This is a genomic window from Microbacterium sp. CH12i, assembly GCF_000685355.1.
In the GTDB taxonomy this organism is placed as follows: domain Bacteria; phylum Actinomycetota; class Actinomycetes; order Actinomycetales; family Microbacteriaceae; genus Microbacterium.
In genome coordinates, this window is the sequence record NZ_JHET01000007.1 from 199611 (window position 1) to 223372 (window position 23762).

The window sequence follows — 23762 nt, forward strand, 5'->3', positions numbered from 1 at the left end:
GACCCGGAGGTGAAGTGATGGCGGAGGCTAACGCGCCGACGCAGGGATCGAGTCTCAGAAGACTCGTACCCCGCATCTTCTCGCGCGCCCCCCGCATCAACGACCTCGACAACCTGATCCGCACGGTGCGAGTGAATCACCCCAAGGGTGATCTCGCGATCATCAGCCGCGCGTATCAGGTCGCCAGCGAGAAGCATGCAGGTCAGAAGCGTCAGAGCGGCGAGCCCTACATCACCCATCCGCTTGCTGTCGCACAGATCCTCGCCGATATGGGTCTCGGACCTCGCGCAATCGCTGCGGCCTTGCTGCACGACACGGTAGAAGACACCGGCTACGCGCTCTCCGAGCTGACCGAGAAGTTCGGCGACGAAGTCGCCATGCTCGTAGATGGCGTCACGAAGCTCGACAAGGTCAAGTACGGCGAGAGTGCTCAAGCCGAGACCGTCCGCAAGATGATCGTCGCGATGTCCAAGGACATCCGTGTTCTCCTGATCAAACTCGCCGACCGTCTGCACAATGCCCGCACCTGGGGGTTTGTCCCGCCAGAGAAAGCAGAGCGCAAAGCCAGAGAGACGCTGGAGATCTACGCGCCGCTCGCGAATCGCCTCGGAATCCAAGCGATTAAGTCAGAGCTCGAAGATCTCTCGTTCGCGGTGCTGCATCCCAAGATCTACGCCGAGATCACCAGCCTCATCGCGCAACGCACCCCGCAGCGCGAGAAGTATCTGCAGTCGGTCATCCAGTCCATCAACGAAGACCTGCACGATCTCCGCATCCGCGGCAAGGTCGTTGGTCGGCCAAAGCAGCTGTACTCCGTCTATCAGAAGATGGTCATCCGCGGACGCGAGTTCGACGACATCTACGACCTCATCGGCATCCGGGTGCTGGTCGGATCGGTCCGCGACTGCTACGCGGTGCTCGGCGCGATCCACGCGCGCTGGACGCCGCTGCCCGGCCGGTTCAAGGACTACATCGCCACCCCCAAATTCAATCTGTATCAGTCGCTGCACACCACGGTGATCGGGCCCAGCGGGCGCACCGTAGAGATTCAGATTCGCACTCACGAAATGCATCAGCAGGCAGAGTTCGGGGTCGCAGCGCACTGGATGTACAAAGAGCGGATGAACGGCGGCCGCCCCGATTCTGGTCCCACCGACACCGATATGACGTGGCTTGCGCACATCTCTGACTGGCAGGCCGAGACCGCAGACCCCAGTGAATTCCTCGACTCGCTGCGCTTCGAGATCGGGGCGAAAGAGGTCTACGTCTTCACCCCGAAGGGGCGGGTCATCGGACTTCCCAGCGGTGCGACTCCCGTCGACTTCGCCTACGCCGTGCACACCGAGATCGGCCACCGCACCATGGGTGCGAAGGTCAACGGGCGCTTGGTGCCGTTGGAGACCGTCGTCAAGAGTGGTGACGTCGTCGAGGTCTTCACTTCGAAGAACCCGGATGCCGGCCCCAGCCAGGACTGGCTCGGCTTCGTCAAAAGCACCCGCGCACGCAACAAGATCAAGGGTTGGTTCACCAAGGAGCGCCGCGAAGAGGCGATCGAACAGGGCAAAGAGGCCATCGCACGCGCGATGCGACGACAGAACCTGCCGCTCCAGCGGTTGATGAGTCAGGACTCGTTCTCAGAGTCGCGCAGCAGCTGCACTACGAAGACGTCTCCGCCCTGTACGCAGCAGTCGGCGAAGGACATGTCTCTACGCAGTCCGTGCTCGAGAAAGTCACGGCGAACGTCGCGGCGAATGACACCGGCACCGGTGCGATCGAGATTCCCGGACGACCGCGCACTCGGGAGCCCCGCGCCGGCGATTCGGGCATTCTGGTGCGCGGCGCCGACGACATCCTGGTCAAGCTCGCCAAGTGTTGCACGCCGGTGCCTGGCGATCCGATCGTCGGCTTCGTGACGCGCGGAAGCGGCGTTTCTGTACACCGCTCGGACTGCGTCAACGTGAAGGCGCTGAGTGCTGAGGAGCAGCGCTTCGTTGAAGTCGAATGGGCGCCGACCACGAAGAGCGTCTTCCGCGTTCAGATTCAGGTCGAAGCTCTTGACCGCGCTGGATTGCTCTCGGACGTCACGCGCGTACTGAGCGAGCATCATGTGAACATCCTGTCTGCGACCGTGTCGACCACGAACGAGCGCCTCGCAATCAGCAAGTTCGTGTTCGAGATGGGCGACGCGGTGCACCTGGATCGGGTGCTCAACGCGGTCCGCCGCATCGACGCGGTCTACGACGTCTATCGCGTGACGTCCTAACCGTTTTCTCCTACCAATCTCTCCACCACCGTCAGTGCGGCACGACGGCCGGGCAGCCTCGGGCGTGCAGACAAGTGCTCATGCACATGCGGAAGTAACGTCGGCATTTGCTGGGCGAGGAGCTGCATCCACACGACGTACTCCGGGTACCGGCTGGCGCCGAGAATGAGGTCTGTGAGGGTGCGCTGCGCGGTCGTCACCGATACATCCGCGACGACGATGATGTCGGCATCCGGCAGTCTGCTTTCGTGCACGACGACGTTGTACGCAGCCGTCACGCGAGGTCGGCGATCGACAGCACGCTGAATATGGTGCCGCAGGGGTGCAGCGTCCCCAACACCATGCACCCACGCCGCGCTTGGTCCACTCACGGCGAAGCAGGGGACACGATCGGGATGAGCGCCGCCGCCCGCGCGTCGACGCCCTCAGGGATGTCGGCGGGCATATAGCCCGCACCGAGCTCAAACAGCAGCCCGTCTAGCCGCGCTGAGTTCAGCTCGGGCTGTGAGAGCAACCCACCGGGCAGATAGAACAGGGACTTGTGCACAGGTTCAGTGTGCCGTGCCCTTCCGTTGCCCGGAGCAGCCTGTGGATAACCGTCAGGCGCCGAGCGCGTTCAGCCACGCGCGACGAGCCTCGAGTGCATCCGCAGCTTCCTTGGCAGCCTTCTTGTTGCCGGATGCCTCTGCTGCGGCTTTCTCTGACTCGAGCTTCTCAATCGCGTCGAGCAGCTGCTGGCTCATGTCGTTCGCCCGCGCCTTGGTCTCAGGGTTGTTGCGCTTCCAATCGACCTCTTCGCGAGACTTGAGCGCCTGCTCAATCACGCGGAGCTTGTCATCTAGCGCACGTTCCTTGTCGCGGGGGAAGACTCGACCGACGGCATCCCATTGCGTCTGAATGCGCGTGAGCAGCGCGCGGGCCTGCTTGATGTTGGATTCATCGGCGACGGCCTTTGCTTCTTCAAGGAGCGCCTGTCGGGCCTCGATCTTCGGAGCCGATTCGGCTTCCTCTGCAGCCGACTGCTCGGCACGAGCCGAATAGAGAGCGTCGCCAGCAGCCTTGAAACGTGCCCAGAGTGCGTCGTCTGCCTTGCGTCCGGCCCGACCAGAGGCCTTCCAGTCATCGAGAAGGCTGCGGTACGCGGGGATTCCGTCGACGCCCTTCGGCTCGAGAGCCTCGGCACGTTCGATCAGCTGCGTCTTGCGGTCACGCGACGCCTTGTGCGTCTCGTCGAGGTCGGCATAGAAGGCGCGACGGTTCTTATCGACCACCGAGCGTGCGTCGCGGAATCGCTTCCAGAGCTGCTGCGAGGCGCCCTTCGGCAACCGGGGTCCGGTCTGCTGCTGCGCCTGCCAGGTGTCGAAAAGCGTTGTCACCTCTTCGGTGACCTGCTTCCACTGCACCTTCGAGAAATCACGCGCCGCGATCTCTTCGATGCTCTCGACGAGCACCGTGCGCTCGGCGATGGCCTTGTCTACGAGTTCCTTCGCCTGCTGGGCCTCAGCTGCACTGGCCTGCGCCAGCGCCTCAGTCAGCGTGGCGATTCGTGCCTGCAGCGATGCAAGGTCACCGACCGCGGCAGCTTCCGTCACCTCACCGACAAGCTTCTTCGCCTGCGCGGTCAGATCGCTGGCGGAGGCGCCACCGGCCTGGTGTCGCTGCTCGAGCGTGTTCACCTTGAAGGCGAGGTCATCAAACTTGCGCACGAAATACGCGAGCGCCTCATCTGGCGTGCCGTCCGGGTACTGCCCGACAACGCGCCAATCGTCGCCCTCGCGGACTTCAACGGTGCCGTCCTCAGCGACGCGACCCCAATCGGCAGAGTCAGCTGCCGCGACCGGAGAGACCGGGGTCACCGGCTTTGCTGGCACGGTAGGGCGCGACGGCATCGGGATGCGCGGGGGTGCGGGAACGGGGGGAGTCGGCTTCGAAGGCTCGGTGGCAGACACGATGTGCTCCTTGCGCGGTCAGCCCGCGGGAGGGGGAAAGGACGTTGTTCAGCCTAGTACGAGAGCGGACCCCCCGGAGATGCCTCAATTCTCACGCCACCGTTATCCGTTTGTGAGGAGAACGTTCGATGCGCGTAACAACAGTCGCCGGGTCCGTGAAACACCGCGCGCATAACGTCTGAGCATCACCGACCCGCAGGAGGCACCGTGAACGAGAACATCGAGAACACGACAGACATTCTCGTCGTAGGCGCCGGAATGGTTGCACACCGACTCGTAGAGAGCGTGCTCAGCCGGGCGGAGGCCGGGATGCGCATCACCGTGATAGGGGATGAGAACCGTGCCCCTTATGATCGCGTGGGACTAACCGGCTACTTCGCTGGCTCGACACCGCAACAGCTCACGCTCGACCCAGGAGTGTTCGACGACGATCGTGTCACCCTCATCGCTGACGACCGCGTCACCCGGATCGATCGAGTTGCGAAGACGGTGACAACGCGGGCTCATCGCTCGCTCGGATACGACACGCTCGTGCTTGCCACCGGCTCATACGCGGCGCGCGTCGCTGTGGACGGCGCAGATCTGCCGGGATGCTTCGTCTACCGCACGCTCGACGACGTACAGGCTCTGCGTCAATTCGTATCGCGTCGCGGTGCTGAACTCGGGCGCCCGCTTCGAGGGGCCGTCATCGGAGGGGGGCTGCTGGGCCTAGAAGCCGCGGGGGCGCTACAGAGCCTTGATGTCGAATGCACTGTGGTGCAGTCATCCGATCGCCTGATGTCTGCACAACTCGACATCGCCGGCGGTGGGATGCTGCGTCGCCTCATCGAAGCCAAAGGAATTAGTGTTCGTACGCAATCACGCACCACACGACTCGACCCCGACGCGTCAGGGGCTGTCACGGCACTCGAATTCCAGGACGGCAGCTTTCATCGCGCGACGTGGTCATCTTCACCGTCGGGGTCCGGCCGCGTGACGAACTCGCACGCGCCGCCCACCTGAATGTGCACCCCACCGGAGGCGTGCTCATCGACGATCGCTGCCGAACGAGCGACCCGTCGATTATTGCCATCGGCGAGGTCGCCAGCTTTGACGGTCGCAGCGTCGGACTTGTCGCTCCCGGTTATGCGATGGCGGAGATCGCGGCAACACGGCTCCTTGGGGGAGATGCGACTTTCCCCGGCTACGACGAATCCACCAAGCTCAAACTCTCCGGCGTGGATGTAGCAAGTTTCGGTGACGCATTTGCCCACACTACGAACGCGCTTGACGTCATATACGCGATCCGGTGGCCGGCGTATACAAGAAGCTCGTGCTCTCCGACGACGCGCAGACGCTGCTTGGTGGCATCCTGATCGGCGACGCGTCTGCGTACGGCTCGCTCCGGCCCCTGGTGGGCGCGCGTCTCGGCGCAGACCCGGTGGCCTATCTGATGCCTTCCGGTGGCGTGGAGGCCCCCACCGGGGAGCTCCCAGATGAGGCTGTCGTCTGCTCGTGCTCAAACGTGACCGCTGGTCGGATCCGACAAGCCGTGCATGATGAGGGGTGCACAGATGCCGGCGCGGTGAAGGCATGCACGAAGGCCGGCGCGACGTGCGGGTCGTGCGTGCTCATGGTCAAGAAGATCGTCGGACAGGAACTGACCAAACTCGGCCAGACCGTATCGAACGCTCTGTGCGAGCACTTCGATCTGTCGCGCCGACAGCTCTTCGATGCTGTGCGGGTGTCTGAGCTGACCACGTTTAGCGCGATCATCGAACGGTTTGGCCGCGGCCGCGGGTGTGATATCTGCAAACCGGCTCTTGCCAGCATCCTTTCGGCGCTGGTCGGCGCCCACGTACTCGATGGCGAAAATGCCAGCCTGCAGGACACGAACGACCACGTCATGGCGAATATGCAAAAAGACGGCACCTATTCGGTGGTGCCGCGGATGCCGGGCGGCGAAGTGACACCGGCGGGCCTGGTCGTGATCGGGCAGATCGCCGAGGATTTTGCTCTCTATACGAAAATCACCGGCGGCCAGCGCATCGACATGTTCGGGGCGAGGCTCGAACAACTGCCGTTGATCTGGCAGCGACTGGTCGACGCAGGGTTCGAATCAGGCCACGCCTACGGAAAATCGTTGCGCACGGTCAAGTCTTGTGTCGGGTCCACCTGGTGTCGCTTCGGAGTGCTCGACTCGGTCGGCATGGCCGTCCGCCTCGAGCTTCGATATCGGGGATTGCGCGCCCCGCACAAGCTGAAAATTGGCGTCTCCGGGTGTGCACGCGAATGCGCAGAGGCGCGGTCGAAGGATGTCGGCGTCATCGCGACAGAGACCGGATGGAACATGTATGTCGGAGGAAACGGCGGCTTCACGCCCCGTCACGCAGAGCTGTTCGCCTCCGATCTCTCCGACGAGGCCCTCATCCAAGCGATCGACCGCTTCTTCATGTACTACATCCGCACTGCTGACCGGCTGCAGCGCACTGCACCCTGGTGTGAGGAACTCGAAGGCGGCCTCGATGCGCTCCGCGCTGTCATCTTCGACGACGCTCTCGGGATCTGCGTGGATCTAGACACAGCGATGACCAGACACGTCGACAACTACGAGGACGAATGGGCAGCGACGCTGCGCGACCCGGCGAAGCTGGCACGCTTCCGCTCGTTCGTGAATGCCGCCGATGTGCCGGATCCATCCCTCGGCTACGTCGCAACAAGAGGCCAACTGCGTCCGGTAACAGCCGAAGAACGTGAGTCGGGCGCCGTGATGATCGCCGGAACAACGCTGGAGGTGCGTCGATGACCGTCGAGACCGAAGATCGCACTGCGGTGCGGGTGTGCACGATCCACGATCTTGTGATCGAGCGGGGAAGCGCCGCGCTCATCGGTAACGAACAGGTCGCTCTGTTTTTGCTCGCAGACGGGAACGTGCACGCGGTGTCGAACTTCGATCCCTTCAGCGGCGCACATGTGATGTCGCGCGGCATCGTCGGTACCAGGGGAGATGCGCCCACTGTCGCGTCACCGATGCACAAGCAGGTATTCGATTTGCGCACCGGCGAGTGCCTCGACGCGCAAGGCAAAGAGCCCGCGCATCTCGAGGTATGGCCGGTCATACGCGATGGCGACGAACTCGTCGTGTTGCGGCCCTTGAACCGTGAGAACCCGGAGGACTGAGATGACCACGATGATCGGACTCTCGCTGATCGGACGACAGGTGTTGCTCGTTGGCGGCGGCGTCGTCGCTGCCCGCCGACTCGGCAGATTCATCGCTGACGGTGCGGTGGTGCGCCTCGTTGCACCACAGCTTGCCCCTGAAACCCGTGCTCTCGTGATCGAGCACGAGATCGAGTGGCGCGAACGACGCTTCCGCGCACCCGACATCGACGACGTGTGGATCGCTCACACCGCCACCGGTGACGCCGCCGTCGACCGCGAGGTAGCCGCGTTGTGCGAGCGCAATCGGGTGTTCTGCATCAACGCATCAGACGGGGCGCACAGCAGTGCACGTATGACCGCTCAGACGACCTCGGGGGATGTCGTGATCGGCGTCGTCAGTGAAGCCGGCGTTGATCCTCGGCGCACAGCTGGAGTACGAGACGCGATCGAAAGCATGTTGGACGCCGGCCAACTTCCGCTGCGCAGGCGGCGCATCTCGCATGCAGGGCGGGTCGATCTCGTCGGCGGCGGTCCTGGCCCCATCGACCTCATGACCGTGCGTGCTCGACGATTGCTCGCCGAAGCCGACGTCGTCATCGCCGATCGGCTCGGCCCCACCGCCGAGGTGCTCGCCGAACTCGACCCCGACGTGCTCGTCGTTGACGTCGGCAAGCGCCCTGGTCATCATCTTGTGGCGCAGGAGGAGATCAACGCACTGCTGGTCGAGCACGCTGCGGCAGGGAAGCGTGTCGTTCGGTTGAAGGGCGGCGATCCGTTTGTGTACGGACGCGGGGGAGAAGAAGTGATCGCCTGCCAGCTCGCCGGCATTCCGGTGGAAGTGACGCCAGGACCCTCAAGTGCGATCTCGGTGCCGCAAGCAGCGGGCATCCCGGTCACACATCGGGGAACAGCATCCAGTGTGCTCATCGTGAACGGACAGGGTGAGGTGTCTGCAACGACGCTGAACGGCCTGGGTGACTCTGACGTCACAACCGTGATGCTGATGGGTGTCGCAGCGCTGCCGAAGATCGTACGTGCGGCGCGGGCGCACGGCATCTCCACCGATCTGCCCATGGCGATTATTGAAAGCGGTCATACTCCGCGTCAACGTACGACGCACTGCACGCTCGGGACGGTGCTCGCGCGTGCAGCCGAAGTCGGTGTGGCGAACCCGGCCGTGATTGTGTTCGGTGACGTGGCCCGCGCCGGGCTCCTCATTCCCACCCCGGCGAGAGTGGGAGACATTCGTTCGTGACGTCCCGCACGCTTCTGGATGCCGCACTCCTCGGCTGCACGTTCGTCGTTGCCGCAGACAGACGTGCCGGCGATCTTTCCAACGCGCTGGAGCGACGCGGTGCGCAGGTGTATCGAGCACCGGCACTGAGCATCGTTCCGAATGCCGATGACGACGATCTGATCAGACGCACGCGAGAACTCATCGCCACACCGCCGCACATCGTCGTTGTGACGACAGGTGTCGGGTTCCGTGGGTGGGTGGATGCCGCGCACGAGAACGATCTCGCAGAGGAACTGTCTGAGGCTCTACGCGCGACGCTCTTCGTGGCAAGAGGCCCGAAAGCACACGGCGCCATTCAGCAGGCGGGCTTCGTCGCCGACTGGGTCGCCGAGTCAGAGACGGCAGCAGAGGTGGGCGAGTATCTGCGCTCCATGCCGTTGTCTGCGAAGCGTGTCGCGGTGCAGCATCACGGCGCAGGATCAGATGGTCTGGACGAGGTCCTCTTAGCGGCGGGCGCGGATGTCGTGAGTCTCACCGTCTACCGTTGGGGTCCGCCGCCTGATCCACAGATCGTGGAGCGCTCGGTGGCCCAGGCCGCTTCCGGTGAAGTTGACGGTGTGTTGTTCACCTCAGCTCCCGGTGCCGCGGCCTGGATTCGCTTTGCGGAGCGTATGGGCGCGACGGAGGCGATCCGTGAACGCGCCGCGCGCGGTCGGCTTCTTCTGGCAGCCGTCGGACCGATCACCGCATCGCCGCTGCACGACGCCCGACTCTCTACGGTCATTGCGGAGCGAGGGCGGCTCGGCTCGCTCGCGCGCTGCGTTATCGGATATTTCGGCGTCGACGGGGGAGCGCCATCACTCAAGACTGCCGCCGGCGCACTCTCGATGCGCAGCGGTGGGGTTCTCCTCGACGGATCCTTCACGCCGCTTTCTCGTGCCGGAGCGAGTCTGCTCGGGGCGCTCTTCGACGCCCGGGGCGCAGTGTTGTCTCGCGATGAGATTGGCAGGCAGCTGCCGGGGGCCGGACAGAACGCACACGCCGTGGAGATGGCTGTTACGCGCGTGCGTGACGCGCTCGACGGCGTTGATGTCGTGAGAACCGTCGTGAAGCGGGGCTACCGCCTGGCCGTGGAGGAAACCGCATGACAACTCTCGTCGCTTGTTCACACGGAACTGCTGACCCGTCGGGCCAAGCCTCGATTCGCGCACTGATCTCGGAGGTGAGGGTTCTCCTCCCGCACACCAAGATCGTTGCCGCCGTCGTTGACGTCGAGCAGCCGCAGATCGACGAGGTCATCGCCCGAGAGTCCGCGCTTGATGACGTGATCGTGGTTCCGCTGCTGCTGTCGGTCGGCTATCACACAGCTGTGGATATTTCCCGAGCAGTGCACGCTCATGCGAACGTCCGCCAAACCGCACCGCTCGGCACTCATCCGCTCATCACCGATGTCCTCGTCGACAGGCTCTCGGTCGCGCTGCCCGGTGGATGGTTGCCCGGTGATCATGTCGTCCTTGCGGCCGCGGGCTCCAGCAACACAGCCGCGCTCGACGATGTGGAGTGCGTCGCAGCGCAGCTGCGGGACCGCATTCCTGTTCCGCTGACTGTTGGATACGCGTCGGCCTCGATTCCACGGATTACCGACGCGGTGGCGTTGGCCCGCGTCAACGGCGCATGCCGAGTCATTGCGGCTAGCCATGTGCTCGCCCCCGGATTCTTCGCCGGTCTCGTCAGCGACTCGGGTGCCGACATCGTCTCGGCGCCATTGGCCCCGGATCTGCGCATTGCCCGGGTCGTCGTCGATCGCTTTCATTCGGTTCTTGCTTCGGTCTGAACGCCTGTCGCACAAGACTGCCCCCGGAGAGCTTCGGTCTCTCCGGGGGCAGTCTGGTCTGCGCTCAGCCGACGCTGAGTGGTTCTGCGAGACGGTCTGAGTCCTTCGAGGACTCGGCAGCCGCCTCGACGACGGGAGCCGGGGTGGGGCCAGCGACTGGGGTGCGGCGCAGCCGCCTTGTCGTGCTCTTTTCACCACGAACCCGGCGAGCGGTGGGCTTGCCGTGCGTGAAGTAGAGCGGAAGTCCGACGAACAGCAGACCGCCGACGAGGTTGCCGATCACGGTCGGGATCTCGTTCCAGATCAGGTAGTCCATGAGGGTGAAGTCGGCACCGAGCAGCAGGCCGGATGGGAACAGGAACATGTTGACGACCGAGTGCTCAAAGCCCATGTAGAAGAACAGCATGATCGGCAACCACATGGCGAGGATCTTCGCGACCACGTTGTCAGACACCATCGACAAGACGACACCGGTCGACACCAACCAATTGCAGAGTACGCCGCGAATGAAGAGGGTGAGCATGCCTGCTGCACCATGGTCGGCGTATCCGACGGTACGGCTGTGGCCGATCTCGCTGATCGCGTGTCCGACTGCACTTGGCTCGGTAGAGAATCCGTAGGTGAAGTAGATCGCCATCAGGATGGCGATGAAAAACGCACCCCCGAAGTTGCCGAGGAATACCAGTCCCCAGTTGCGGAACATCGCCCCGAGCGTCGCTCCAGGTCGCTTATCGATCACCGCCAGCGGCCCGAGCGTGAACACGCCGGTCAGCAGGTCGTATCCGAAGAGGTAGAGGATGACGAAGCCGACCGGAAACAGCAGCGCGCCGAGCAGAGGCTGGCCGGTGTTGGTCGAGACGGTCACAGCAAACGCGGCACCCATAGTGAGAAAAGCCGCTCCCATGAAGGAACGGATCAAAGTGTCGCGGGTGGACAGTTGAAGCTTGTACGCGCCGGCGTCCACCATTCGGGTGACGAGTTCGGCGGGCTTGACATAGGACACGGGCAACCTCCACGGACGTATCGGATGAGCACAGATGCTGGGCTTGGACCCAGCGTGACTCACCGGCGTTTCCGGCTGAGGTGTTGATCGTTACGACTCTGGAGCGAACCGCTCACATTCGATATCGCGGGATGTGAGCTACTGCGCGGGTGCGCCGCCGGAGAACAGTCCGGAGAATGGGTTCTCCAGTGGTCCGGGGGTTGAGGTGTTCGTCGGCTCGGGTTCGGGAGCGAATACTGAGGCGTGGACGGACTGGCTGGCGATAGCGCCGACGACGATGAGACCGCCAACGACACCCGCGATCGTGTTGTCGAGGATGCGGCGGTGGATCTGCCCTTGATGCCAGTCGGTGCGGGCGGCATAGAGCCGAGCGCGCTCAGACTCGGCGCGTACGCGCTGTACGTCGTTTTTTTCTCGACGGGCCATCGACGGGCCATGGATGATCCTTCCTTCGGCGCCTCGCCTGGGCGCCGTCTGCGAGCCTACCGGTGCGTGCGATGCTGCACGCGTCGCCTCAGTGTCCGATGCGCGCATTAGCCTGGATGAATGACATCCGCGCCACTGCTCTCGGGACAGACCCCGCTCGCTGTGCGGATGCGTCCCGTGTCGCTCGGTGAAATCGCCGGTCAGCAGCACCTCCTTCGCGCCGGATCCCCGATCGTCGCACTGGCAGACCCCAAGGCATCGTCACCGGGCGCCGTGTCGATCATCCTCTGGGGCCCGCCTGGCACCGGCAAGACCACCCTTGCGCAAGCGATCGCTCGTTCCTCCGGCAGGCGCTTCATGGAGCTGTCAGCCGTCACCGCGGGCGTGAAGGACGTGCGCGAGGTGATGCAGGAGGCGATCACGCAGCGCGACCTCTACGGGCAAACGACGATCTTGTTCCTCGATGAGATCCACCGATTCACGAAAGCGCAGCAGGACGCATTGCTGCCCGGTGTCGAGAACGGTTGGGTGGTCTTGATCGCCGCGACGACCGAGAACCCCTCTTTCTCGGTGATCTCGCCGCTGTTGTCGCGATCGCTGTTGCTCACCCTTCAGCCGCTCGGCGATGAAGACATCGCACTGCTCATTGATCGTGCTGTCTCCGATGCACGTGGGCTGAACGACAAGGTGTCCATCGATGACGCCGCACGCGCCGCGCTCGTGCGGCTGGCCTCAGGCGATGCACGGCGGGCGCTCACCGGGCTTGAGGCGGCGGCAGCCGTCGCTTTGTCGTCGACCGCCGATGGTGATGATGCTGAAGAAGACGCAGCCTCTAAAGCCGACGAGACACCGTCGATCACCGCCGACGACGTTGCGCAGGCCGTTGATCGCGCGCTGCTGCGATACGACCGTCAGGGTGATGAGCACTATGACGTGATCAGTGCCTTCATCAAGTCGATTCGAGGCTCCGATCCGGATGCTGCGCTGCACTATCTCGCCCGCATGATTGAGGCGGGGGAGGATCCGCGCTTCATTGCGCGTCGACTCGTCATCTCCGCAGCCGAAGACGTCGGCCTCGCAGATCCCCAAGGGCTCGTCATCGCCAACGCCGCCGCAGACGCAGTCGCCTTCATCGGGATGCCGGAGGGGCGCATTCCGCTCGCCGAGGCAACCGTGTATCTCGCCACCACGGCAAAATCCAATGCTGCGTATGCCGGGATCAACGCGGCGATCGCTGACGTTCGTGCAGGAAAGTTCGGCCGCGTCCCGCCCCACCTTCGTGACGCGCACTACGCGGGCGCCAAACGACTCGGTCATGGCAAGGGCTATGTATACCCGCACGACAACGAATTCGGTGTGGTTCCTCAGCAGTATCTGCCCGACGAACTCGACCGTCGGCGCTACTACGAGCCGAAGCAACTGGGTGCCGAACGTGACATCTCGGCACGCCTGGAACGCATCCGCCGCATCCTTGGCGACCGCTGACGGTCGACACACCTCAATCTGTTAGACTTGAGCGGCTCGAAACACAGTTTTCGGGCATCCCCTCGTTCACACCCCACCTGTTCTGCGCCCCGGCGTGCGCTTTTCAGGCAGAACGGCGGAGATACGTCCGTGAGGCGTGAAAGACACGTCCACGTCATCGGAAGGAACGCTTCGTGGTTACGAAGTCCCAGGACCGCCGCAAGGTCCGCCTGTCCCGTGCCCTCGGCATCCCGCTCACGCCGAAGGCTGCCCGCTACCTCGAGAAGCGTCCCTACGCTCCGGGTGAGCACGGCCGTACCAAGCGCAAGACCGACAGCGACTATGCCGTCCGCCTGCGCGAGAAGCAGCGTCTCCGTGAGCAGTACGGCATCCGCGAGAAGCAGATGGTCATCGTCTTCAAGGAAGCACGTCGCAAGGACGGCCTGACCGGTGAGAACCTGGTCGAGCTGCTCGAGATGCGCCTTGACGCGCTCGTCGTGCGTTCGGGCTTCGCCCGCACCACCGCACAGGCTCGCCAGATGGTCGTGCACCGCCACATCATGGTTGACGGCCAGCTCGTCGACCGCCCGTCGTTCCGCGTGAAGCCGGGTCAGCTCATCCACGTCAAGCCCAAGAGCGAGGGCACCGAGCCCTTCCAGGTAGCAGCAGCCGGCGGCAACGCCGAGGTGCTTCCTCCGGTTCCTGGTTACCTTGAGGTCGAGCTCGACAAGCTTCAGGCTCGTCTGCTTCGTCGTCCGAAGCGCGCTGAGGTCCCCGTGACCTGTGAAGTGCAGCTCGTCGTCGAGTACTACGCGGCTCGCTAAGCGCGATTGTTCGCACGAGAGGCGTCGGGTTTTCCCGGCGCCTCTCGTCGTATCACTGGACGTTTCCGCATACGATGGATTGACCGCGTGTTGGCGGTCCAAGGGCAAGGATGACGACATGAAGACCTTTCTGTGGTTCCTGATCGGAGTGATCGGTGGATTCGTCGCCGCCCACTTCATGAACAAGGACCCCCGCGGACACGATCTCCTCGCAGACGTCGATGCGCGCATCACCGAATTCACCGGCATCCTCTCGGACGCCTACCGTGATCAGGAAGCTCGACTGGTAGACCCCAGCGACGCCTGACCCACATCGCCCGACGGCGCGATCGTCGCCGTGCCCACTCGTCTCACACAAGGACAGCCGTACTCTATGAAAAACTGCGGACATCGCGCAGCGTTATCTCAACTACTTTGAGAAAAACGAGCACACGATAGTGCCCTCCGCGTCGCTGGTCAGTGACGACCCGACGGTGATGTTCACAATCGCAGGTATGGTGCCATTCGTGCCGTACCTGACGGGGCTTGTCCCGGCGCCGTTCTTGCGTGCCGCTGACGTGCAGAAATGCATTCGCACCAATGACATCGAAGAGGTCGGCAAGACCGCGCGTCACGGCACGTTCTTCCAGATGATGGGCAACTGGTCATTTGGCGATTACTTCAAAGAAGGCGCCATCACTTACGCGTGGGACCTGCTGACTCGTTCAGAGGCCGACGGCGGGCTCGGCTTCGCTGAGAAGGACATCTGGGTCACCGTCTATGAGACGGATGATGAGGCTGCGCGTCTATGGCAGAAGATCGCTGGTCTTCCCGTCGAGCGAATTCAGCGCATGGGCAAGGAAGACAACTACTGGCACACCGGTCAGCCGGGCCCTGCCGGCCCCTGCTCGGAGATCTACATTGACCGCGGTCCCGCGTACGGACGTGACGGCGGCCCCATCGTTGACGACAACCGCTTCACCGAGATCTGGAACCTCGTGTTCATGCAGGAGTTGCTCTCCGACGTACGCACGAAGGTCGACTTCGACATTGCAGGTCCGCTTCCGAAGAAGAACATTGACACCGGTATGGGCCTTGAGCGCGTCGCGATGTTCAAGCAGGGCGTCGAGAACATGTACGAGACGGATCAGGTCCGCCCCGTACTCGACCGCGCCATGGAGCTCTCCGGCCGCAAGTACGGCGCCGTCCACGAGGACGACGTCCGATTCCGCGTCATTGCGGATCACGTCCGCTCGTCTCTCATGCTGCTCTCGGATGGCGTCAAGCCGTCCAATGAGGGTCGCGGGTACATCCTGCGGCGCCTGATGCGCCGCAGCGTGCGCTCCATGCGCCTGCTCGGCGTAGACGCGCCAACGTTCCCCGAGCTCTTCTCGGCATCCCGCGATGCCATGAAGGACTCGTACCCGGTCGTTGAAACTGAGTGGGACCGTCTTTCCGGCCTTGCCATCGCCGAGGAAGAGACCTTCTTGCGGACCCTTACTCAGGGCTCGACGATCCTTGATCTGGCGCTTGACACCACCAAGAAGACTGGCGGAGGCACGCTCGCGGGCTCTGAAGCCTTCTTGTTGCATGACACCTACGGCTTCCCGATCGACCTCACCCTAGAAATCGCTGAAGAAGCGGGTCTCAAGGTCGATCGTGGCGCGTTCGACAATCTGATGCTCGAGCAGAAGACGCGTGCGAAGGCAGATGCCAAGAGCCGTCGTCGTCAGCTTGCCGATGTCTCCGTGTATCGCGAGTTCCGCGCCCTCGGCGAGACGGGTTTCGCGGGGTACACCGATCTCGACATCGAATCGCGGGTGCTCGGCATCCTCGTCGACGGTCAGACAGTAGCGTCCGCCAGTGAGGGACAGGTCGCCGAGATCATCGTCGCAGAGACGACCCTGTACGCCGAGTCCGGTGGGCAGGTCGCTGACAAGGGCACGATCGTCGGCACAGGCTTCTCCCTTGAGGTGCTCGATGTGCAGAAGCCCGTCGCTGGTCTCATCAGCCACACGGTGCAGGTCACGAGTGGCACCGTTGCTGTTGACGATCGTGCGACAACCCTTGTGGATGCTGCGAACCGCCGTGCTGCTCGTCAGGCGCACTCAGCGACCCACCTCGTGCATGCAGCGCTTCGCGATACTCTCGGCCCCACCGCGACTCAGGCGGGATCACTCAACCGCGCGGGCTACATGCGCTTTGACTTCTCGTGGTCGCAGGCCCTTTCGGTCGACACCCGCACCGAGATTGAAGACATCAGCAACCGTGCGGTGCAGGAAGCACTCGAGGTCACGACACGCATCGTCTCACTTGATGAGGCCAAGAAGGCCGGCGCTATGGCGCTGTTCGGTGAGAAGTATGGCGACGTCGTGCGCATGGTCGATATTGGCGGACCCTGGTCGCGTGAGCTCTGCGCCGGAACTCACGTCAGTTCCAGTGCCGAGATCGGACTCGTGAGTGTCGTAGGGGAGTCCTCGGTCGGAGCATCCAACCGCCGCATCGAAGCACTCGTCGGACAGAATGCGTTCCGAGAACTCGCTGCGGAGCGGGCAATCGTGTCACAGCTGACCAGTGCGCTCAAGACACCGCGCGACCAGCTGCCCGAGCGGATCGCCGAGATCGCGGCGAACCTCAAGGCCGCAGAGAAGCGCATCGCGCAGTTCGAGGCGAAAGAGCGTGAGGGGCAGGTGCCCGCACTCGCTGAGGCTGCGAGCGGGTCGGCGCCTACCGCGTGGTTTCTGTTTCGGTGGGAGACGTTGACTCCGCTGACGACGTGCGCGGACTCGCATTGAGCGTGCGCGAGCGCATCGGATCTGATGCGGCTGTCGTCGCTCTCGGTGGCGTTGCTTCTGGCCGCCCCATCGTGGTCGTCGCGACGAACGACGCCGCACGTGCTTCCGGAGCGAAGGCGGGTGCCCTCGCGAAGCGAGCCGCTGGCGTGCTCGGCGGTGGCGGTGGTGGTCGTGACGATGTCGCCCAGGGCGGCGGCACCGACGTAGCGGCGCTGAACGCAGCCCTTGAGGCCGTGACACAGGAGCTACGCGGCGCGTGAGTGGTTACCGCCGCGGCGTGCGGCTCGGCATCGATGTCGGTAAGGCTCGGGTAGGGGTTTCTCGCTGCGATCCGGACGGCATGCTTGCCGTGCCAGTGGAGACGGTGGCGCGCTCAGAGCAGTCTTTGACGCGCATTGCGGAACTCGCCGTCGAACACGAACCGCTGGAGTTCGTTGTCGGCCTGCCTGTGAACATGCGCGGCGATGACACCCCGTCGACGACTGATGCCCGTGAGTTCGCGGCTGCTCTGCAACGGCTCACCGGAGTGCCGGTGCGCATGATGGACGAGCGTCTCAGCACAGTCACCGCGCACGCGGCTTTGCGATCTTCCGGGAGAACACAGCGGAAGTCTCGTAGCATTGTCGATCAGATCGCGGCTGTGGTGTTATTGCAGCACGCGATAGACACGGAGAAGAGCACTGGCAACCCGGCCGGCTCCGTGGTTCCAATGGACGAGGAGCCCATCTGAGCATGCCCGAACGTGACACCCCCAACGACGGTTCGAACGCGCTGTCCGGCGACCTCTTCGCCAACCTGCCAGCACCGTCGCACAAGGTGCCCTCCGTTGATTACACCCCTCCGAGCCCTGGATCGCGTCGGGCACGCCGTGAGGCTACGCAGTCTGACGCTGCGTCAGACACCGCCGCGTCGGCCGATGAGAGCTCGTCAGCCGCTGACGTCGCCGACGAGCCGCCGCTGACCCCGACTGCCGCCGCCTCCTCTTCTACTACGCCGAAGGCGGCTCCCGCATCCCTCGATGATCTGTTCCAGACAGAGCACGACATCGCCGACGGTGCGAGACCCCGCAAGAAGAAACGGCGTACGGGGTGCCTCGTCGCTCTCATCATCGTGCTGGCGCTGATCGGCGGCGCCGTAGCCGCAGGCTTCTGGGCGATGAACACTTATGGCGACAAGATCAATGAGGTCATGGGGTGGGGCGAGCCTGAGGATTGGGAGCCGGGACTCGCTTCGGGTGAGGCCCTGGTCACGATTCGCGAAGGCGACACCGGAGCGCCGGTTTCCGCGGCGCTGTACGAAGCGGGTGTCACGAAAACCAAGGACGTTTTCTATGACTACCTCGTGAAAGAGAATGTCGCGGTCACCTTCTATCCCGGCGTCTACACACTGCAAAAGAAGATGACGGCGGCGGCCGCGCTCGACGCTCTGCGTGATCCCGCAAACAAATCAGAAAACACGGTAGGCATCTCTGAAGGTGGAACCGTCGAATCTTCGCTCACTGCGATCAGTGAAGGGGTGGGTCTTCCCATCGAAGAGGTTCAGGCGGCTGTTGCAGACCCGCGCGCTTACGGCGTCGAAGCCGACAGCCTCGAAGGCTGGCTTTTCCCTGCCGTCTACACCTTCGATCCCGAGGTCACGGCGACCCAGGTCATTCAGCGAATGGTTGATCGCACTAGAGAGTCGCTGACCGCAGCGGGAGTACCAGCCGCCGATGAGCAGCGCATCCTGACGCTCGCCTCGATCATCCAGCGCGAGGGCCGTACTGACGACTTCGGCAAGGTATCGCGGGTCATCCAGAACCGACTCGCCGACGGCATGATGCTGCAGATGGATTCGACGGCACAGTACGGGTACGGCGAGTTGCACGCGGGTGTGGTCAGTACTTCTTCGGAAGCACAGTTCGATGACAACCCCTGGAACACCTACGTTCATGCTGGGCTCCCGATCGGCCCCATTGCGAACCCTAGCGACGCGGCGATCGACGCGGCAATGCACCCGGTTGACGGGCCGTGGTTCTACTTCGTGACGATTAATCCCCAAACGGGTGAGACGGTCTTCTCCACGACGTACGCCGAGCACCAGGCAGCCATCACGACGTGGCAAGACTGGTGCCGCGCCAACCCAGACCAGGGATGCTGACACAATGAGCGAAGTTCGCCTCGCGGTCTGGGGCGATCCGATCGTTCACAGCAAGTCACCACTTCTGCACGCCGCGGCGTACCGTGCGCTCGACCTCGACTGGGAGTATGGGCGAAGGCAGGTGAATGCTGCGGGATTCGGTACCGCCCTGGGCGAACTGGATGGTTCCTGGCGCGGACTGTCGGTGACGATGCCGCTGAAGGAGCAGGCGTTTCGCGCAGTTGCCGCACGTGACCGTGATGCGGAGCTGACCGGTGCCGTGAACACACTGTTGTTCGGCGACGTCCTTCGCGGATTCAACACCGATGTCGGCGGCATCATCGACGCTCTGAATGAGAACGGCATTCGCTCCGTGATGACGGCGCGAATCCTCGGAGCCGGAGCCACCGCCTCATCGGCGCTGGTCGCCGTTTCCGAGATGGGAGCGCGGCACATCGAGGTCCGTGCGCGACGTCCAGAGCGCGCTGCTGCCATTCGTTCACTCGGCGAGAAGCTCGGCGTTGAAGTCTCGGTGGCGGCATTCGACGATTCGGTCGCAGCAGTAGATGTCACGATCGCCACGCTGCCCGGCGGCACGATTCTGGATGACTCAACAGTCACCCAACTGGGTGCAAGCGGTGGAGCGCTACTTGACGCGGCGTACGCGCCCTGGCCGTCGGCACTTGCCAGCGCGTGGCAGAGCGGACCCGTCATTTCGGGCCTCGACATGCTGCTCAACCAGGCGGTCCGCCAAGTACGTGTGTTCGTCTACGCAGACCCTTTGCGTGAGTTGGATGACGAGGTTCGGGTGCGTGACGAAATGCGACTGGCGGTCATGGGAGACTAGAGCAATGCTCCGCGTGCTGACGGCCGGCGAATCGCACGGCCCCGAACTCATTGCCGTCATGGAGGGAATGCCTTCTGGCGTCCCGATCTCCTCCGAGGCGATCCAAGCCGACCTCGCTCGCCGAAAGCTCGGCTATGGCCGCGGTTCGCGGATGAAGTTCGAACAGGACGAACTGACGATCTCCGGCGGCGTCCGGCACGGCAAGACGATCGGCAGTCCGATCGCTTTGCGCATCGGCAACACCGAATGGCCGAAGTGGATCGAGGTCATGAACCCCGAGCCGGTCGAGATCACCGATAAATCGCGCGGGCGCTCGGCGCCGTTGACCAGGCCTCGCCCCGGTCACGCCGATCTGGTGGGCATGCAGAAGTACGACTTCGACGAAGCGCGCCCCATCCTCGAGCGTGCCAGCGCGCGCGAGACCGCGGCCCGCGTCGCGTTGGGCGCGGTTGCACGATCGTTCTTGGGCGAGCTCGGCATCCGTTTGGTCAGCCACACACTTTCCATCGGTCCGGTTCGAGTGCCGGCGGGTGCTGCGCTGCCGACGCCGGACGACGTCGGCGCACTCGACGCTGATCCGTTGCGGTGCTTCGACGCCGACACGTCTGCGCGCATGGTGACCGAAGTCGATGACGCTCGAAAAGACGGTGACACGCTTGGTGGCATCGTCGAGGTGCTCGCATACGGCTGCCGCCAGGGCTTGGTTCGCACGTGCACTGGGACCGTCGCCTGGACGCACGCCTCGCGCAAGCGCTGATGAGCATCCAGGCCATCAAGGGGGTCGAGGTCGGCGATGGCTTCGAGACCACGCGGCGACGCGGGTCTGCAGCGCATGACGAGCTGTTCGCCGCCGATGCTGGCATCACCCGCGGCTCTGACCGCGCGGGTGGCACCGAGGGTGGTATGTCCACCGGCACGGTGCTGCGCGTTCGCGCCGGCATGAAGCCGATCGCCACGGTGCCGCATTCGCTGCGCACCGTCGACGTCGCCACCGGAGAGACCGCCAGCGCGCACCACCAGCGCTCTGATGTCTGTGCGGTTCCGGCAGCAGGCGTGGTCGCCGAAGCGATGGTCGCCGTCGAGATCGCACGCGCAGTGCTCGAGAAGTTCGGCGGTGACAGCATCCGTGAGACGCGTCGCAACCTGCAAAGCTACCTCGACGCGATTCCGGACGAGCTGCGCACCGCCCCCGCCTCGGAGGCAGCGCTGATCGCCCACGATGAGCACGCCTGAGCGTCTGAGCGTCGTGCTCGTCGGCCCGATGGGTGCGGGCAAGACCAGTATCGGCCGAAAGGTCGCCAAACTGCTGGGTGCGCGCTTCATCGATACCGACAAGCGGATTGTGCTCGAGCACGGACCGATCGCGGACCTCTTCGTCGAGCACGGCGAGGCGCATTTCCGCGAACTCGAGCGCGAGGCCGTCGTTGCGGCTCTCGATGAAGGGGGAGTGGTCTCCCTCGGCGGCGGTGCTGTCACCTCCGCCGAGACGCGTGAGCTGCTGCGCCAGCATCCGGTCGTCTTCCTTGCCGTCTCGCCTGAGGCGGTTGCAGACCGGATCCGCAGCGGCACGCGTCCGCTGTTGGCGGGCGACGATGACCCGGTGGTGCGGTGGACCGAGATCTATGAGCAGCGGCGCTCCTGGTACGACGAGGTCGCAACCTTGACAATCGACACTTCCCGGCGGCCGATGCAGCGCATCGCCGACGAGATTGCAGCATGGAGGAGAGAACAGGCATGAGCACCACCACCATCAGCGTGACGGGACAGGCGTCCTATGACATCACCATCGGACGCGGCATCCTTGATCGAGTCTCGGCCGCGCTCGATCCTGCCGTACGAAAGATCCTGGTGGTGCACCCGCCGACGCTGGCAGCGCGCGCTGCCGAGTTGCGCGACCGGCTCCTTGCCGACACCGAGAACGGTCCCCGCGAAGTCTTGCTCGCTGAGATCCCGGATGCAGAGCAGGGCAAACGCATTGAGGTCGCTGCATTCTGCTGGCAGGTCATGGGTCAGGCGGACTTTACCCGTACGGATGCAGTCGTCGGCTATGGCGGTGGAGCCGTCACTGACCTGGCCGGGTTCGTCGCGGCAACCTGGCTACGTGGTGTGCAGGTCGTTCAGGTTCCCACCACCGTGCTCGGCCTGGTCGATGCCTCCGTCGGCGGCAAGACTGGCGTCAACACCGCGGAGGGCAAGAACCTGGTGGGCGCCTTCTGGGCGCCGCGTGCGGTCATCGGCGACCTCGATGAGCTCGCCAGCCTCAGCGCCCATGAGGCGACGGCCGGCTTTGCCGAGGTCGTCAAGGCAGGTTTCATCTGGGCTCCTGAGATCCTCGACATCATCGAGGCAGATCCTGCTCGCGCTGTCGACACCACGACTGAGGAGTTCCGGCGCGCGATCGAGCTCGCCATCGACATGAAGGCACGCGTCGTGTCAGAAGACTTCCGCGAGGCCGGTCAGCGCGAGATTCTCAACTACGGTCACACCCTCGGTCACGCCATCGAACACGCCGAGCGCTATCGCTGGCGTCACGGCGCGGCCATCTCGGTCGGGATGCTGTTCGCCGCCGAGATCTCGCGTCTCGCTGGGCGGCTACCGGATGCTGTGGCTGACCGACACCGCACGGTGCTCGAGTCGCTCGGCCTTCCGACCAGCTATCGGGCAGGCGCCTGGCCCCAGCTGCTCGCGAGTATGCAGCGTGACAAGAAGAGCCGCGGCGGAATGCTGCGCTTCATTGTGCTCGACGACATTGCCAAACCGTCGGTGTTGCGGGCTCCGGACGAATCGTTGCTATTCGCCGCCTACCAGGAGGTCGGCGCGTGAGCTTCACGATCCGGCGCGTGCGGGCCGATGAGTGGCAGCGTGTTCGTGATCTGCGGCTCGATGCCGTCCGCGATCCTGCGGCACCGATTGCCTTTCTGCACTCGTATGACAAGGAGTCCGCGCACGAAGATGCATTCTGGCAGGCACGTGCCGAGGGCGCGGCAGCCGGAGACGCCGTGGCGCAGTTCATCGCCGAAACGGACGATGAATGGATCGGGACGCTGACGGTGATCCGTTGGGCAGCGGGCTCGACCGATCACCAAGGACGCACCGTGACCACGCCACGCGGCGATGTTGTGGGAGTCTTCGTGCGTCCTGCAAACCGTGGCGACGGCTTAATCGATGCGCTGTTCGCCGCCGCAGCGGACTGGGTGCTGGCGCTCGGCGACAGCCGCCTCACGCTCGACGTTCACGCGAACAATGCGCGCGCCCAGGCTGCCTACCGGCGGGTCGGCTTCGCCGAAACGGGTGAAAGCTTCACCGGTTCGATCGGTCCGGAGATCGTGATGGAACGCACCCTCGACGCCAACGATAGGGTGCTGAAGTGACTACACCTCGCCGACTTCTTCTTGTCAACGGTCCGAATCTGAACCTGCTCGGCTTGCGGGAGCCCGCTCTCTACGGCACGGCGACACTCGCTGACGCCGAGCGGATCACGACGGATGCCGCGGCTGCCGCCGGCTTCGACGTGCGCGCTATCCAGAGCAATCACGAAGGCGTACTCATCGACGCCATCCACGCGGCGCGCGAAGACTGCGCCGGCGTGATCATCAACCCTGGCGGTCTGACGCACACCTCGGTGGCCCTGCGCGATGCGCTCACCGGCGTGGCGCTCCCCTTCGCCGAGGTGCACGTCACAGACGTCAACGCGCGCGAGGAGTTTCGCCACTTCTCCTACCTTCACGATGTCGCCGCAGTAAGGGTCATCGGCGAGGGCGTCGACGGCTACGCGAGCGCAGTTCGGCAGCTTGTCGCCTGATCCCGTAGAATCGACTGTCGGCCGGCACAAATCTGGTCTCTGAACTCTTCGACAGGCTCAGTGACCAGAGGCGAGCGGCC

General features: G+C 64.0%; 19 protein-coding genes and 4 pseudogenes. 18 read left to right on the plus strand and 5 right to left on the minus strand.

The window, feature by feature from the left end; translation table 11 throughout:
- The first annotated feature begins 17 nt into the window (after positions 1-17).
- Positions 18-2263 (plus strand): annotated as a pseudogene (locus DC31_RS09430) (RelA/SpoT family protein).
- On the opposite strand, the gene DC31_RS16995 reads toward DC31_RS09430, so the two are convergent.
- From DC31_RS16995 to DC31_RS09440, 3 genes are all read right to left on the minus strand, one after another.
- Positions 2260-2541: a hypothetical protein gene (locus tag DC31_RS16995; protein ID WP_051606687.1), complete on the minus strand. Its 282-nt coding sequence runs from the start codon at positions 2539-2541 to the stop codon at positions 2260-2262. The pseudogene DC31_RS09430 and the gene DC31_RS16995 sit on opposite strands and share 4 nt — an antisense overlap.
- 89 nt (positions 2542-2630) lie before the next feature.
- Positions 2631-2810 (minus strand): hypothetical protein, encoded by a 180-nt coding sequence (locus tag DC31_RS17000; RefSeq protein WP_051606692.1) that lies wholly within the window; start codon positions 2808-2810, stop codon positions 2631-2633.
- 52 nt (positions 2811-2862) lie between these two features.
- Entirely contained in the window at positions 2863-4212 is a 1350-nt protein-coding gene (locus tag DC31_RS09440) for a DUF349 domain-containing protein (protein WP_235201424.1), read from the minus strand.
- Between the two features lie 258 nt (positions 4213-4470).
- On the opposite strand from DC31_RS09440, the pseudogene nirB reads away from it, so the two are divergent.
- The 5 genes and pseudogenes from nirB to DC31_RS09465 all read left to right on the plus strand — a co-directional run bounded on the left by nirB (position 4471) and on the right by DC31_RS09465 (position 10424).
- Positions 4471-6997: pseudogene (gene nirB, locus DC31_RS09445) on the plus strand (nitrite reductase large subunit NirB).
- Entirely contained in the window at positions 6994-7371 is a 378-nt protein-coding gene (gene nirD, locus DC31_RS09450) for a nitrite reductase small subunit NirD (RefSeq protein WP_036279315.1), read from the plus strand. The pseudogene nirB and the gene nirD overlap by 4 nt, the downstream one beginning before the upstream one ends.
- 1 nt (position 7372) lies before the next feature.
- A complete protein-coding gene (gene cobA, locus DC31_RS09455; protein ID WP_036279317.1) occupies positions 7373-8608 on the plus strand; it encodes a uroporphyrinogen-III C-methyltransferase in 1236 nt (411 codons plus the stop codon).
- Positions 8605-9738 carry a uroporphyrinogen-III synthase gene (locus tag DC31_RS09460; RefSeq protein ID WP_036279319.1) on the plus strand — a complete coding sequence of 378 codons (1134 nt, stop codon included), beginning with the start codon at positions 8605-8607 and terminating at the stop codon, positions 9736-9738. Before cobA ends, DC31_RS09460 begins: the two co-directional genes overlap by 4 nt.
- Complete coding sequence (locus DC31_RS09465; RefSeq protein WP_036279321.1) at positions 9735-10424, plus strand: sirohydrochlorin chelatase; 690 nt, start codon at positions 9735-9737, stop codon at positions 10422-10424. Before DC31_RS09460 ends, DC31_RS09465 begins: the two co-directional genes overlap by 4 nt.
- A gap of 64 nt (positions 10425-10488) precedes the next feature.
- Here the strand turns inward: DC31_RS09465 and DC31_RS09470 are convergent, their stop codons facing one another.
- Entirely contained in the window at positions 10489-11427 is a 939-nt protein-coding gene (locus tag DC31_RS09470) for a formate/nitrite transporter family protein (protein WP_081813792.1), read from the minus strand.
- A gap of 138 nt (positions 11428-11565) precedes the next feature.
- Positions 11566-11853, minus strand: coding sequence for a hypothetical protein (locus DC31_RS09475; protein WP_036279324.1), 288 nt, complete (start codon positions 11851-11853; stop codon positions 11566-11568).
- A gap of 120 nt (positions 11854-11973) precedes the next feature.
- On the opposite strand from DC31_RS09475, the gene DC31_RS09480 reads away from it, so the two are divergent.
- The 12 genes and pseudogenes from DC31_RS09480 to DC31_RS09535 all read left to right on the plus strand — a co-directional run bounded on the left by DC31_RS09480 (position 11974) and on the right by DC31_RS09535 (position 23682).
- Positions 11974-13338, plus strand: a complete 1365-nt coding sequence (locus DC31_RS09480) for a replication-associated recombination protein A (protein WP_081813793.1) — start codon at positions 11974-11976, stop codon at positions 13336-13338.
- A gap of 173 nt (positions 13339-13511) precedes the next feature.
- Positions 13512-14141: a 30S ribosomal protein S4 gene (gene rpsD / locus DC31_RS09485; RefSeq protein WP_036279327.1), complete on the plus strand. Its 630-nt coding sequence runs from the start codon at positions 13512-13514 to the stop codon at positions 14139-14141.
- Between the two features lie 118 nt (positions 14142-14259).
- Positions 14260-14448, plus strand: a complete 189-nt coding sequence (locus tag DC31_RS09490; protein WP_036279330.1) for a hypothetical protein — start codon at positions 14260-14262, stop codon at positions 14446-14448.
- Between the two features lie 82 nt (positions 14449-14530).
- Positions 14531-17175: pseudogene (alaS, locus tag DC31_RS09495) on the plus strand (alanine--tRNA ligase).
- Entirely contained in the window at positions 17172-17645 is a 474-nt protein-coding gene (gene ruvX, locus DC31_RS09500; protein WP_036279332.1) for a Holliday junction resolvase RuvX, read from the plus strand. The pseudogene alaS and the gene ruvX overlap by 4 nt, the downstream one beginning before the upstream one ends.
- 2 nt (positions 17646-17647) lie before the next feature.
- On the plus strand, positions 17648-19054 hold the full coding sequence (mltG, locus tag DC31_RS09505; RefSeq protein WP_036279333.1) for an endolytic transglycosylase MltG: 1407 nt from the start codon (positions 17648-17650) through the stop codon (positions 19052-19054).
- Between the two features lie 4 nt (positions 19055-19058).
- Positions 19059-19880 (plus strand): shikimate dehydrogenase family protein, encoded by an 822-nt coding sequence (locus DC31_RS09510; RefSeq protein WP_036279334.1) that lies wholly within the window; start codon positions 19059-19061, stop codon positions 19878-19880.
- 4 nt (positions 19881-19884) lie between these two features.
- Positions 19885-21113, plus strand: a pseudogene (gene aroC, locus DC31_RS09515) (chorismate synthase).
- Complete coding sequence (locus DC31_RS09520) at positions 21100-21618, plus strand: shikimate kinase (RefSeq protein WP_036279336.1); 519 nt, start codon at positions 21100-21102, stop codon at positions 21616-21618. The pseudogene aroC and the gene DC31_RS09520 overlap by 14 nt, the downstream one beginning before the upstream one ends.
- Positions 21615-22703: a 3-dehydroquinate synthase gene (gene aroB / locus DC31_RS09525; RefSeq protein ID WP_036279337.1), complete on the plus strand. Its 1089-nt coding sequence runs from the start codon at positions 21615-21617 to the stop codon at positions 22701-22703. The genes DC31_RS09520 and aroB overlap by 4 nt, the downstream gene beginning before the upstream one ends.
- Positions 22700-23251 (plus strand): GNAT family N-acetyltransferase, encoded by a 552-nt coding sequence (locus DC31_RS09530; protein ID WP_036279338.1) that lies wholly within the window; start codon positions 22700-22702, stop codon positions 23249-23251. The genes aroB and DC31_RS09530 overlap by 4 nt, the downstream gene beginning before the upstream one ends.
- Complete coding sequence (locus DC31_RS09535; RefSeq protein ID WP_036279339.1) at positions 23248-23682, plus strand: type II 3-dehydroquinate dehydratase; 435 nt, start codon at positions 23248-23250, stop codon at positions 23680-23682. Before DC31_RS09530 ends, DC31_RS09535 begins: the two co-directional genes overlap by 4 nt.
- Positions 23683-23762: the final 80 nt, after the last annotated feature.

Excerpts from the sequence above, each read along its gene's own strand:
- nirD (WP_036279315.1), top strand. The coding sequence starts at position 6,994 with ATGACCGTCGAGACCGAAGATCGCACTGCGGTGCGGGTGTGCACGATC.
- aroB (WP_036279337.1), top strand. The coding sequence starts at position 21,615 with ATGAGCACCACCACCATCAGCGTGACGGGACAGGCGTCCTATGACATC.
- mltG (WP_036279333.1), top strand. The coding sequence starts at position 17,648 with ATGCCCGAACGTGACACCCCCAACGACGGTTCGAACGCGCTGTCCGGC.
- DC31_RS09520 (WP_036279336.1), top strand. The coding sequence starts at position 21,100 with ATGAGCACGCCTGAGCGTCTGAGCGTCGTGCTCGTCGGCCCGATGGGT.
- DC31_RS09510 (WP_036279334.1), top strand. The coding sequence starts at position 19,059 with ATGAGCGAAGTTCGCCTCGCGGTCTGGGGCGATCCGATCGTTCACAGC.
- DC31_RS09490 (WP_036279330.1), top strand. The coding sequence starts at position 14,260 with ATGAAGACCTTTCTGTGGTTCCTGATCGGAGTGATCGGTGGATTCGTC.
- DC31_RS09465 (WP_036279321.1), top strand. The coding sequence starts at position 9,735 with ATGACAACTCTCGTCGCTTGTTCACACGGAACTGCTGACCCGTCGGGC.
- DC31_RS09480 (WP_081813793.1), top strand. The coding sequence starts at position 11,974 with ATGACATCCGCGCCACTGCTCTCGGGACAGACCCCGCTCGCTGTGCGG.
- cobA (WP_036279317.1), top strand. The coding sequence starts at position 7,373 with ATGACCACGATGATCGGACTCTCGCTGATCGGACGACAGGTGTTGCTC.
- DC31_RS09475 (WP_036279324.1), bottom strand. The coding sequence starts at position 11,853 with ATGGCCCGTCGAGAAAAAAACGACGTACAGCGCGTACGCGCCGAGTCT.